The sequence below is a fragment of the Streptomyces sp. NRRL F-525 genome, assembly GCF_000716605.1.
In the GTDB taxonomy this organism is placed as follows: Bacteria; Actinomycetota; Actinomycetes; order Streptomycetales; family Streptomycetaceae; genus Streptomyces.
In genome coordinates this window covers 166,526-180,137 of the sequence record NZ_JNXE01000012.1, presented here as the reverse complement: position 1 = coordinate 180,137, position 13,612 = coordinate 166,526, and the positions used below count along the sequence as shown (strand labels likewise).

Here is a 13,612-nt window from a genome sequence, read left to right as displayed (position 1 = left end):
AGCGTTGACGATGTCAACAGATGTGCACATGGCATCGAATCCTCCAATTCGTGTACAGTGACGGAAGTTGCACTCTCCGTTCTGACACGATGGACCGTGCGTCAGCAGGTCAGGGGGCGAGCTCCGTCATGGAGCCGGGCAAAGAGGAAGAAGGAGCGGCAGTGAGCCACGAGCTGGTCGACGGCAGATTCCGTATCGGGCGCGTCATCGGCAGGGGCAACATGGGGGAGGTCCACCAGGCCGAGGATCTTCAGGCCGCCGAGGGATCCCCCGACCGCGCCGTCGCCGTCAAGACCATCCTGCGCCGCCGCACCGGCATCCAGATCGACACAGCTGGAGATCCCAAAGCTGTTCAGCGCTTCGATCGCGAAGTGCGGATCATGCGCCGACTGCGCCACCGGAACCTCACGCGGCTGATCGCCGGCGGTATCGCCGCGGACAACGGCAGTCTCCCCTATCTCGCGATGGAACTCCTGGACGGGGAGACGCTGCGCGATCTGATCGCGGAGGAGCCGCAGCTTCCTCTCTCCTGGGCCGCCGCGATCGGCGCCCAGATCGCCGACGGCCTCTCCGCCGCCCACACCGCCGGCATCGTGCACCGCGACCTGAAGCCCGCCAACGTCATGCTCACCCAGGGCGGCACGGTCAAGGTCCTCGACTTCGGCATGGGCCGCGTCGTCGACGACCCGGACGAGGCCCGGCTGACCAGCACGGGTGTCAGCGTCGGGACGGCCCGCTACATGGCTCCCGAGCAGTTCGAAGCCAAGCAGGTGACGCAGGCCGCCGATCTCTACGCGCTGGGCTGTGTGCTGTACGAGATGCTCGTCGGGGTACCGCCGTTCACCAGCGAATCCCCCTACGAACTCGCCCGCAAGCACACCGGCGAGGACCCGACGCCCATCGCCGCGATCCGCAGTGCGATCCCCGTCGAGTTCGCCCGCCTCGTTCACCGTCTGCTGGCCAAGGACCCCGCGGACCGCCCGGCGGACGCCGTGGCGGTCCGCGACGCACTGCTGCCGCTCGCCCTCGTCGGCGAGGAAGCCTCGCAGCTGCCGCACTGGGCCGCCATGGACCCGGTCCTCCCTCTCCACGCCTCCGCGGCCACCCGGACGCCCGAACGTCCGGCGCCCGTGCCCATGGCCTCGCCCGGTACCGCTTCCGCCAACGGAATGGATGTCTTCGGCATCCACGAGAAGCTCATCGAGGACTACCACTCCTTCACCAAGGGCGGCACCGTGATCCGCGACGAGCGGATCGCCGCCTTCGTCGAGGAGGACCTGGAGAACAAGTCCCAGTGGCCGAACCCCTGGCTGTCGCTCAACCCCTTCTTCCACAGTGGCGGCACGGTGGCGGAGCTGGCCGGGCAGAAGGTGCTCCACGACGAGTGCGCCCGCATCTTCCAGGCCAAGAAGACCGAGGGCGGTACCGTCCCCGACGGGCGTCCGCTGACGCTGCACCAGCATCAGCGTGAGGCCCTCGATGCCGCCGGATCCGGTGCGTCGTACGTACTGACAACCGGCACGGGCTCCGGAAAGTCGCTCGCCTACATCGTGCCCATCGTCAACAAGGTGCTGCACGAGCGGGACGCCGAAGGACCCGATGCCCGCAAGCGGGTGCGGGCGATCATCGTGTATCCGATGAACGCGCTTGCCAACAGCCAGCTCAAGGAGCTGCAGAAGTATCTGCGCGACGGGTACGGCGCGGGTCGCGAGCCGGTCACCTTCGCCCGTTACACGGGGCAGGAGGACGACGAGAAGCGCAAGGAGATCCGCGACAACCCGCCGGACATCCTGCTCACCAACTACGTGATGCTGGAACTGATGCTGACCCGCCCCGCCGACCGGGCGAGCCTGATCAGCATGGCGCGGGGCCTGGAGTTCCTGGTCTTCGACGAACTCCACACCTACCGCGGCCGCCAGGGCGCCGACGTGGCCCTGCTGATCCGCCGCGTCCGCGAAGCATGCCAGGCACAGGACCTGCAGTGCATCGGTACGTCCGCCACCATGTCGACCGAGGGCACGGTGGAGGACCAGAAGAAGGTCGTCGCCGACGTGGCGAGCACCTTGTTCGGTACGTCGGTCCGGCCCGAGCACGTCATCGGCGAGACCCTCGTCCGGGCAACTGACAACGCACCCGACGCCGTACCCGCCGAGCGGCTTGGCTCCCCCGCCGCTCCGCGCGCGTACGACGATCTAGTACGCGATCCGCTGGCCCGCTGGATCGAGACCCGCTTCGGCCTGGCCACGGACGAGACGACAGGACAGCTCGTACGCCGCAAGCCCGCGCGGATCGAGGACGCGGCGGCTGAGCTGCACGAGCAGTCGGGGGTCGACGAGGAGCTGTGCGCCAAGGCGATCCGCGCCACTCTGGAAGCCGGTTCGCAGGCCCGCCACCCGGTGACCGAGAGACCGCTGTTCGCGTTCCGGTTGCACCAGTTCCTCTCCAAGGGCGACACCGTGTACGTCACCCTGGAGGACAAGCTCTCCCGCTACCTCACTCGCTCCTACCAGCTCGAAAAGCCGGACAAGAGCGGCAAGTTGCTGATGCCGCTCGCGTTCTGCCGGGAGTGCGGCCAGGAGTATCTGACCGTGTGGCGGACCGAGCAGGACGGGGAATTCCGGTACGAGGCACGCCGGGACACCTCCGCGACGGGCGGGCGGCAGGGCGACGGCTATCTGTACGTCGACCATGAACGGGAGTGGCCGGCCGCCCTCCAGTACGCCGTGGACGATCGCCGACTGCCCGAATCCTGGCTGGAGTTGGACGAGAAGGGCCAGGAGGTCGTGAAGAAGTCGTACCGCGACCGGGTGCCCCGCGCCGTCACTGTCGACCCCCTTGGCCACGAAGGCCGGGGCGAGCTCAAAGCCGCGTTCATCCCGTCCCCCTTCCTCTTCTGTCTGCACTGCGGGGTCGCCTACGAGCAGACGCGCGGCCGGGACTTCGCGAAGCTGGCGACGCTGGACCAGGAGGGCCGTTCCTCCGCGACCTCGCTGATCTCGGCGTCGGTCGTACGGTCGCTGAAGTCGGTGCCCGAGGAGGCTCTGGAAAAGGAGGCGCGCAAACTCCTCACGTTCGTCGACAACCGTCAGGACGCCTCTCTCCAGGCTGGTCACTTCAACGACTTCGTGCAGATCACGCAGCTACGCGGGGCTCTGTACCGGGCGGCTCTGGACTCGGGTGACGACGGCCTGCACCACGAGGAGCTGGCGTCGACCGTGACCAACGCGCTCGCCATCGACCCCGCGGACTACACAGGCGAGGCAGATCTGCCGCCGTCGCTGGCCCGCAATGCGGCCCGGACGCTCCGCGATGTGATCGCCTTCCGGCTGTATCTGGATCTTGAACGCGGCTGGCGTATCACGATGCCGAACCTGGAGCAGACGGGCCTGCTGGAGATCGACTACGAGGACCTGGAATGGGTGGCGGCCAAGCAGGATCGGTGGGCCACCAGCCATGCGGCGCTGCGTGACGCCGACCCGGCCCTGCGGGCCGAGATCATGAAGGCACTGCTCAACGAGATGCGCCGGTCACTGGCGATCGACGTGTCGTACTTCCGCGACGACGTCTTCGACTCGTTGCAGCGGGCGAGCGAGGAACGGCTCGTCGACCCGTGGTTGTTGTCGGCTGCCGACAAGCCGCGGATCGGTACCGCGTATCCGCATCCGTCCCGTCCGGGCATGGACCGATCGGGACTGTTCCTGTCGGCACGCGGCAAATTCGGCAAGTACCTGGGGCGCTCGGACCGTTCCTTCAAAGACCTCGACCAGGCCGATCTCCAGCTGGTGATCGTGGAGTTGCTGAAGGTGCTGACCAAGGCCGGCCTGGTGAAGGAGGTGGAGGTCGCCCCACAGCACGCGGGCCGCTACCGCAGGTCCACGGTTGCCTCTGCGACGGGCTACCGGGTGGCCGCGCAGTCGCTCGTATGGCGCGCGGGCAGGGGTGAGACCGGGACCCACGACCCGCTGACGCGCACGTACCAGAGCGGCGACGGCCCACGCGTGAACACGTTCTTCCGGGACCTGTACAAGGACGCGGCGGGCGCGCTGTCCGGTCTGTTCGCACGCGAGCACACCGCCCAGGTCTCTCCCGCGGACCGGCAGGAGCGTGAAGAGGCCTTCCGCAAGGCCGAGTTGAAGCTCCTGTACTGCTCCCCCACGATGGAACTGGGCGTCGACATCTCCTCACTGAACGCGGTGATGATGCGCAACGTCCCGCCCACACCCGCGAATTATGCACAGCGCTCGGGCCGGGCCGGGCGCAGCGGCCAGCCCGCGCTGGTCACCACGTACTGCGCGACCGGCAACAGTCACGACCAGTACTACTTCCGCCGCTCGGATCGCATGGTGGCGGGCGCGGTTGCCCCGCCCCGTCTGGATCTGGCCAACGAGGATCTGGTCCTCTCCCACCTCCAGGGCATCTGGATCGCCGAGGCGGGTCTCAAGCTGGGCCGAGCCATGTCCGATGTCCTTGAGGTGCCTGCTCCGGACAGCGGTGCACACGTGACACCAACCCTGGAACTCCTCCCGGACGTCTTCGCCGCCTCCCTCGACGAGAGCGCCCGGCGCCGCACCATCGACGCCGCACTGCGGGTGTTCGGCCCGCTGCTCCCCAAGTTCGCCGACACGACCTGGTGGCACGACGACTGGATCCAGGACAAGGTCCGCTCGGTACAGGAGCGCTTCGACCGTGCCTTCGACCGATGGCGCAGGCTGTTCGGTGCTGCGCTCAAGGACTACTACACCCAAAGTGAGCGCCGTATCGACTACGGCCTCACGGACGGGGACCGCAGGCGGGCCAACACCCGCCAGCGCGAGGCGTGGACCCAGCTGAACCTGCTGATGAACGAGAGCGTCGACAACAAGTCCGTGCTCTCCGACTTCAACCCGTACCGCTACCTGGCCTCTGAGGGCTTCCTCCCCGGTTACAGTTTTCCGCGCCTCCCGCTCGCCGCGTACATCCCGACGATCGGCCGGCGCCGCGGTGACGGCGACTACCTGCAGCGTCCGCGGTTCCTCGCGATCCGCGAGTTCGGCCCGGGTGCCCTGATCTACCACGAGGGTGCCCGCTACCAGGTGACGCGCATCCAGCTGCCACCGGACTCCACGGGAGAACTGACCACCGGCGAGGCCCGCCGCTGTGCGCACTGCGGCTACCACCATCCTCCGGAGGACCGCGAGGACCGCTGCGGCTTCTGCAACGAACCGCTGGGGTCGGCGACTTACGGCCTGCTGCACCTGCACACGGTGTACACCACCCGCCGCGAGCGGATCTCCTCCGACGAGGAGGAGCGTCGCCGCGCGGGCTTCAAGCTGGAGACGTCGTACCGCTTCCACAAGCGCGACGCCGCCGACAAGGGCCGTCTGGAGGCGTCGGTCACCGACGCCTCCGGAGGCCGGGTCGCCCAGCTCGCGTACGGCGACTCGGCGACGATCCGGATCACCAACACCGGCAGGGTGCGCGCCAAGAGCGATGAACCGGCGGGCTACTGGCTGGACTTGACAGACGGACGCTGGATGAACGACAAGGACGCCTCCGAGGCGTCCGGCGACTCCAGCGAACTGCCGGTGATCGACACAGACGGCAACGAGCGGCGGCGCAAGAAGCGCGTCATCCCATACGTGGAGGATCGCCGCAACATCCTCGTGCTCACCCTCGACGAAGCGCTGCCGGAGCCGATCGCACTGACCCTGATGTACGCGCTGGAGCGTGGCATCGAGGCCGCGTTCGAGCTGGAGGACGCCGAGCTGTCCAGCGAGCTGCTGCCGCCGGACGACGGACCGCGTGGCCGCATCCTGTTCACCGAGGCAGCCGAGGGCGGTGCGGGCGTACTGCGCCGCCTCCAGGCGGAGGACGACGCCTTGGCGAAGGCGGCCCAACGAGCCCTGGAGATCTGTCACTTCAGCGCTCAGGGCGACGACGAGGGCGGCGAGAAGCACCGCCCCGGCCGAGCCTGCGCGCTCGGCTGCTACGACTGCCTGCTGACGTACGGCAACCAGCTCAACCACGCGCTTGTCAACCGGCACACGGTGGCCCACCTGCTGGTGCGGCTGGCATCGGCCACGGCACGGCGGGAGGCCCGCGGCGAGTCGCGCTCGGAGCAGTACCGCCGCCTGCTCGCCGCGTCTCCCGCCGCGCCGACGACCGTGGAGTCGTCGGCCTCCGAACTCGCCGCCAAGGGAGACTTCCTGGGCTGGGCCAAGGCACGCGGGCTGCGGCCGCCGGATGAGACCGGCACCTTCCTCACCGAGGCCAACGCGATGCCCGACTACGTGTACCGGCTGCCCGGCGTGAGCGTCGCCGTCTTCGTGGACTCACCGGCGCGGGAGCAGGACGCCCTGCGCGACGAGGACGCCGAGGAACGCCTGTTCAACGCCAGTTGGGACGTCATCCGCTTTCCGCACGGCGGCGACTGGGACGCCATCGCCACCGCCCATGCCCAGTACTTCGGCTCCCCCGCCACCGGCTGACCCGCCCTCCCAGAGGATTTGACCGACATGCCCCACGAATACTCCACCGGTTCCCTGGTGAAGGCCCGCGGCCGTGAATGGGTGGTGCTCCCGGAGAGCAAGCCCGATCTGCTGGTGCTGCGCCCGCTGGGCGGCTCGGACGACGACATCGCCGCCGTGTTCCCTGCCTTCGAGACCGTGGACGAGGCCAGGTTCGCGCCGCCGGAGCCCGCCGACCTCGGCAACCAACTCGCGGCGGGTCTGCTCCGCACCGCGCTGCGCGTCGGCTTCCGCTCCGGAGCGGGCCCATTCCGCTCACTGGCGGGCATCGCGGTGGACCCGCGCGCCTACCAGCTCGTACCGCTCCTGATGGCCCTGCGGCAGAAGACCGTCCGCATGCTGATCTCGGACGACGTCGGCATCGGCAAGACGATCGAAGCGGGCCTGGTGGCGAGCGAACTCCTGGCGCAGGGCGAGGCGACGGGCCTGGCCGTGCTCTGCTCGCCCGCGCTCGCCGAGCAATGGCAGCAGGAACTGCGCACCAAGTTCGGCATCGACGCGGAGCTGGTGCTCTCCTCGACAGTCTCGCGCCTCGAACGGGGCCTGGACCTGGGCCAGTCCCTTTTCGACAAGTACCCGCACGTGATCGTCTCGACGGACTTCATCAAATCCCCGCGCCACCGCGACGACTTCGTACGTCACTGCCCCGACCTGGTGATCGTGGACGAGGCGCACACCTGCGTGGCCGCCGACGACACGTCGTCGCACTCCCAGAACCAGCTTCGCTACGAGCTGCTGCGCCGCGTCGCCGAGGACACCACCCGGCATCTCGTGCTGGTGACGGCGACCCCGCACAGCGGCAAGGAGTCCGCCTTCCGCAATCTGCTGGGCCTGGTCAAACCCGAACTCGCCTCGGTGAGCCTGGAGTCGGAGTCCGGGAGGCGGCTGCTGGCCCAGCACTTCGTGGCGCGCAAGCGGGCGGACGTACGGCAGTACCTCACCAAGGAGGACGGGCTCAGCGACGACTCGCTGGCCGAGCGCACCGCGTTCCCCTCGGACCGGTACTTCAAGGACGAGACGTACAAGCTGTCGCCCGAGTACCGGGCCCTGCTCGACGACGCGATCGCGTACGCGAGTGAGCGCGTGGAGGAGGCGGGCGGTCAGGGCAAGCGCGAGGCACGGATCGCCTGGTGGTCGGCGATCGCTCTTCTCCGGTCGCTGGTGTCGTCGCCGCGGGCTGCCGCGAAGACCCTGCGGACGCGTTCGGCGGCGGCGGTCGCCGCGTCGGCGGAGGAGGCCGACAAGCTGGGCGCACCGCTGACCAGCGACGCGGCCGACAGCGACACCATGGAGGGGATGGACGTCGCCCCCGGCGCGGAGATCACCGAGGACGACGACCCGCGCTCCCGTCTGGGCGAACTCGCCGACCGGGCGCAGGAGTTGGAGGGTCCGACCAAGGATCTCAAGCTCAAGGCGCTCATCAAGCATCTCAAGGCTCTGCTGGCGGACGGCCACAACCCGATCGTGTTCTGCCGCTACATCCCGACCGCCGAGTACCTCGCCGACCAGTTGGAGAACGACAAGGACAGCGGCAAGCGCGGCCCGCTCGGTGCGAAGACCGTCGTCAAGGCGGTCACCGGCACGATCTCCCCGCAGCAGCGCATCGAGCGTATCGAGGCGCTCGCCGCCGAGGCGGGCGAGGACGCCGCCGCGCGCCGCGTCCTCATCGCCACGGACTGCCTGTCGGAGGGCGTCAACCTCCAGCACCACTTCGACGCGGTCGTCCACTACGACCTGGCCTGGAACCCGACCCGTCACGACCAGCGCGAGGGCCGTGTCGACCGGTACGGCCAGCGCCGCGACCAGGTCCGCGTCATCACGATCTACGGCGACGACAACGGCATCGACGGCAAGGTCCTCGAAGTCCTGATCAAGAAGCACCGCCAGATCAAGAAGGACCTCGGCATCTCCGTCTCCATCCCTGACGAACTGTCAACAGGCGTCACGGACGCGATCGTTGAATGGCTGCTGATGCGTGGGCGGGAGGGCCAGCAGGACACCCTGTTCGGCTCCGAGGCCCTGGACACGGCGACGGGCAAGGTGGAGAGCGACTGGAACTCGGCGGCCGAGCGCGAGAAGAAGTCGCGTTCGCTGTTCGCACAGCGCTCGATCCACCCGGAGGACGTGGCCCGCGAGGTCACCTCGATCCGGGAGGCGCTGGGCGGTGCGGGCGAGATCACGACGTTCGTACGGGAGTCGCTGGAAGCCCTGGGCGCGGTACTGCGCGGCACCGGGGAGGAGTTCACCGCGCAGGTGGGCGGCACACCCGTCGGTCTACAGGATGCGCTCGCGCCGGCCATAGGCGCCGAGGTGATCGAGAAGGACCGCCCGATCCCGTTCCGCACGGATCCGGCCGTGACCCGCGGCGAGGCGGCACTGGTCCGCACCGACCCGGTGGTCGGCGCACTCGCCGCCCACGTACTGAACGCGGCTCTGGACAAGGACGCACCGGGTGCCCGCCCGGCCCGCCGCTGCGGTGTGGTCACGACGGACGCGGTCGGCACCATGACGACTCTGCTCCTGGTCCGCTACCGCTTCCACCTGACACTCCCCTCCCGCAACGGCGACCGGCAGGTCGTCGCGGAGGACGCCCGGCTGCTGGCCTTCGAGGGCTCCGCGAAGAACGCCGTGTGGCTGCCCGCCGAGCGGGCGGCGGAACTGCTCGACGCGAAGGCGTCCATCAGCACGGACCCGTACTTCGGCGAACGCACGATGACCCGGGTCCTCAGTCAACTCCCCGGTGTTAACGACCACTTGGCGGCGTACGGCGAGGAGCTGGCCGTCGAGCTGGACGCATCGCACCGCCGGGTGCGGGCCGCGTCCGGTGAGATCGTCCGCGGTCTGTCCGTGACGGCCCAGAAGCCCGCCGACGTGCTCGGTGTGTACGTCTACCTGCCCACCACCGCCGCCCCTGCCGTCGCGATCGCCCCGGGAGTGTCCACCTGATGTCCGCCACCACTCGCCACCAGGTGTTCACCGCTGTCCACACGGTCGGGGGGCTGTTGCCGGCCGACATTTTGGTGCGGATCTCCGAAGGCAAGGTCACCAAGGACCTCAAGGGCCTCGCACCGGCGGACTACCGCATCCCGGGCTCCCGTTCGGTACGCGATCAGGCCGAGCGGCAATGGGACGACCTCAAGTCGCTGTGGCGCGAACTCCGCGAGAAGCTGCCCGCCGAGCCGGAGGCATCTGTCCGCCCGGACAGCACCGGCTACGCCGACGCCAACTGGGTGAAGCCGCTGTTCGAGGCACTCGGATTCGGTCATCTCGCCGAGGTGGGCGAAGGGGGCATCGCGGCCGACGACGGCACAAAGACATTCCCGGTAAGCCACCGCCGCGACAACACCCTTGTCCACGTGGTGACTTGGAACGCCTCCCTCGACAAGCGTCAGGGCGCCGGCTCCCCCGCTCCGCAGTCGCTGCTGCAGGAAGCACTGAACCGCACGGACGCCCACCTGTGGGCCCTGCTCACCAACGGCCGCCAACTGCGCCTGCTGCGCGACTCCAACGCGCTGGCCACCACGTCGTACGTCGAGTTCGACCTGGAAGCGATCTTCGACGGCGAACTGTTCAGCGAGTTCGTCATCCTGTTCCGGCTGCTGCACGCGTCCCGTTTCGAGAGCCCGCAGGGCGGCTCCCAGGTGACCTGCTGGCTGGAGGTCTGGCGGGACGCCGCGATCCGTCTCGGCGCGCGCTTCCTCGACGACATAAGCGAAGGCGTGCGGTTGGCCATCCGGGAACTCGGCACAGGGTTCCTGAAGCATCCGGACAACGGCGCCCTGCGCGAGAAGTTCGACCGGGACGAGTACCACGCCGCGTTGCTGCGACTTGTGTACCGCTTGCTGTTCGTGTTCGTGGCCGAGGACCGTGACGCGCTGCATCCGCCGGAGGCGGCTGCGGGGGCGCGTAAGCGGTACGCGGATTACTTCGCCACATCGCGGCTGCGTGAGCAGTCCCGTCGGCGCCGGGGTACGTCGCACTCGGACCGGTGGCAGGCGCTGCGCCTGGTGCTGGCGGCACTGGGCGACGAGTCGGGCCGTCCGGAGTTGGGCCTGCCCGGGCTGGGGGGCCTGTTCGACCGCACCCCGGCGGACGCCCCGCTGGAAGACCTTTCCCTGTCCAACCAGCACCTGTTGGCAGCCGTGAGGCACCTCGCCGTCGTCCGGGACACAGAGGCCCAGCGCTGGCGGACGGTGGACTACCGCACGCTCGACGCGGAGGAACTGGGCGCGATCTACGAGTCGTTGTTGGACCTGGTCCCCCAGGCCGGCGCGGACCGCACCTTCGAGCTGGTGCCCCGCGCGGGCAACGAGCGCAAGAAGACCGGCTCGTACTACACGCCGAGTTCGCTGGTGGAGGTCCTGCTCGACTCCACCCTCGACCCGGTCATCCAGGCGGCGCAAGAGCGCGGCGAGAAGAAAGCGGCCGAGGCCAAGCAGTCGGATGTGGACGCCCGGGAGATCATCGTCGGCGAGCTGCTGTCCCTGACTGTCTGCGATCCGGCTTGTGGCTCCGGGCACTTCCTCGTCGCCGCAGCCCGTCGTATCGCGAAGCGGGTGGCGGCGGTGCGGGAGCGTACGCCGGAGCCGACGCCGGTGAGTGTTCGGCACGCGTTGCACGAGGTCATCGCACGGTGTGTCTACGGCGTCGATCTCAACCCCATGGCTGTTGAGCTGGCCAAGGTGTCCTTGTGGATGGAGGCGTTGGAGCCGGGGAAGGCGTTGGGGTTCCTCGACGCGCATGTGAAGCTCGGCAACGGACTGATTGGGGCTACGCCAGCGCTGTTGCGGGGTGGGATTCCTGAGGCGGCGTTCAAGGTCGTGGAAGGGGACGACAGGTCGGTCGCAACCACGTGGCTCAAGCGCAACAAGGAAGAGCACAAGGGAGTCTTCACGCTGGATGCCGAGATGGAAGAGTCGGTGAGCGTCACGAACACGACGTTCGGCTCCGAGTTGCGTAATCTGGTGGAGAAGTCACCAACCGACAGCCTCGGACAGGTCCGGAAGCTTGCCGAGCGGTACTACGTGTGGGAGAAATCCGGCGCGTATACAGATGCCCTGAAGATCGCCGACGCTTGGTGCGCCGCGTTCATGTGGGAGAAGACGGGGAATGCGCCGGCGCCAGTGACTCAACGGGTCTTTTTGTCGCTTCAATCGCCCGAGGGGGCGGGGGCGCTGGAGGAGACGCATCGGGAGATTGAGCGGCTGAGCGGGGAATATAAGTTTTTCCACTGGCACCTGGAGTTTCCGGATGTCTTCAATGTGCCGGAGGATATGACGGCGGCGGGGGTTGATCCGGTTACCGGGTGGGCCGGTGGGTTCGACTGTGTGCTGGGGAATCCGCCGTGGGACAAAGTCGACTTCAAGGATCAGGAGTACTTCAGCGTCGTCGAGCCGTCGCTGGCTCTACTCTCGGGCCAGAAACGTCGTACGGAAATCGCCCAGTGGGCCACCGAACAACCGGCCGAGGCCACGCGCTACTACGCGGCACGACGTCGGGTGAAATCATCATTCCTCTTCCTCGGTGCATCCGGGACATACCCGCAGCTACGCAAAGGGCTTTCCGCCAAGGGCGTCAATTCACTTCAGACGGACCAGTTGTTCACAGAACGATTTGTCTCCATTACAGCCCCGAAGGGGCGCTGCGGCACAGTCGTCCCGACTCAGATCGCTACCGGCGCTGGCGCTCAGTTCCTGTTCGAGGACCTGACTCAGCGGGGCGCGGTAAAGCACCTCTACGACTTTGAGAACGGAAGGCGGGAGAAGCTGTTTCCGGCAGTGGACTCCCGCTATTCGTTCTCACTGCTCTCACTCTCAGGCCGCAGCCTGACTGAGCCCGCCGCACGTTTCGCCTTCTTCCTCGGACACCCCGATGAACTTGCCGATGGTGGAGCAGTGTTCGCACTCTCGGCCGGGGAGATCACTCTCATCAACCCGAACACCGGAACCCTCCCGGTTTTCCCCACACGACGGGACGCCGACCTCACTGTTGCCATTCAACGCCATGTGCCAGTCCTCGTGAGAGAAAAGTCCACGGAAGGAAACCCATGGCGCATCACTTTTAAGCGCCTCTTCGACTTGACCGACGACTCTGACCTCTTCCGGGATCAGTCACTGCTGGAATCAGAGGGCTGGCAATTGGAAGGAAACATCTTCACTCTGAACGGTAAGCGCATGCTGCCGTTGTACGACGCGAAGATGGCGCACCTCTTCGACCACCGGTGGAACAGCTACTACGGACTCGGTAACGACGACTACGAGCACGTACCACTGGACGTGAAACAAGACGCATACGGCGTGGCAAAACCGCGCCAGTGGATCCAGGACGCCGGGTACGTCTCAACTATGCGTAACGGCAGAGAAACCGAGGTTGCTGGCGTCTCCGAACGCCTGAAGGATGTGGAGTGGGGGCGCGGATGGCTGATGGGCTGGCGCCGAGTAGCTCGTGTAACCGACGAGCGCACTGCCATTCCAGCGTTCCTCCCACGGGTGTCAGTGGGTAACACCTTCCCTCTGATGTTTCCTGACGTTTCGGCCGAACTCTGTACAGCCCTCGTAGCAGCCCAAAGCTGCCTGGTCTTCGACTACGTTGCACGCCAGAAGGTCGCGGGCATCGATGCTGGCTTGAGGACATGGAAGCAACTCCCCGTCCCTCACCCTGACGACATGGCACGACACACCAGCTTCCTCACCCCCCGTACCCTCGAACTCATCTACACCGCCTGGGACATGGAACCCTTGGCCTTGGACCTCGGCGACGAAGGCGCCCCCTTCACCTGGAACGAAGCCCGCCGCGCCCAACTCCGAGCCGAACTCGACGCCTACTTCTTCCACCTCTACGGCGTCTCCCGCGAGGACACCGACTACATCCTGGAGTCGTTCCAGACGGAGAACGGCGGCCTCAAGAACAACGAGATCTCCAAGTACGGCGAGTACCGCACCAAGCGCCTGGTCCTCGCGGAATACGACCGCATGGCAAAGGCCGGACTCACCATGGAGACCCCGCTGACCGACGGCGTGAACTACACCTCCACCCTCACCCCGCCCCCGGGCCACGGCCCCCGCCACTCCGCCTGACAGCTCGCCCAGAGACAGGAGCGCCACAGA

The 13,612-nt window shown here is 67.6% G+C and carries 3 protein-coding genes; all 3 read left to right on the top strand.

The genetic code is table 11. The features are described from left to right. The first annotated feature begins 161 nt into the window (after positions 1–161). The 3 genes from OO69_RS19270 to OO69_RS19260 are packed head-to-tail and all read left to right on the top strand — an operon-like array spanning position 162 to position 13,582. Positions 162–6,467 (top strand): protein kinase domain-containing protein, encoded by a 6,306-nt coding sequence (locus OO69_RS19270; protein WP_033281928.1) that lies wholly within the window; start codon positions 162–164, stop codon positions 6,465–6,467. A 27-nt stretch (positions 6,468–6,494) separates the two neighbouring features. Then, positions 6,495–9,452, top strand: a complete 2,958-nt coding sequence (locus OO69_RS19265; protein WP_033281927.1) for a helicase-related protein — start codon at positions 6,495–6,497, stop codon at positions 9,450–9,452. Continuing rightward, on the top strand, positions 9,452–13,582 hold the full coding sequence (locus tag OO69_RS19260; RefSeq protein WP_033281926.1) for an Eco57I restriction-modification methylase domain-containing protein: 4,131 nt from the start codon (positions 9,452–9,454) through the stop codon (positions 13,580–13,582). Before OO69_RS19265 ends, OO69_RS19260 begins: the two co-directional genes overlap by 1 nt. The last annotated feature ends 30 nt before the right edge of the window (positions 13,583–13,612 follow it).

Coding starts and splice junctions, on each gene's coding strand:
- OO69_RS19265 (WP_033281927.1), top strand. CDS start 6,495: ATGCCCCACGAATACTCCACCGGTTCCCTGGTGAAGGCCCGCGGCCGT.
- OO69_RS19260 (WP_033281926.1), top strand. CDS start 9,452: ATGTCCGCCACCACTCGCCACCAGGTGTTCACCGCTGTCCACACGGTC.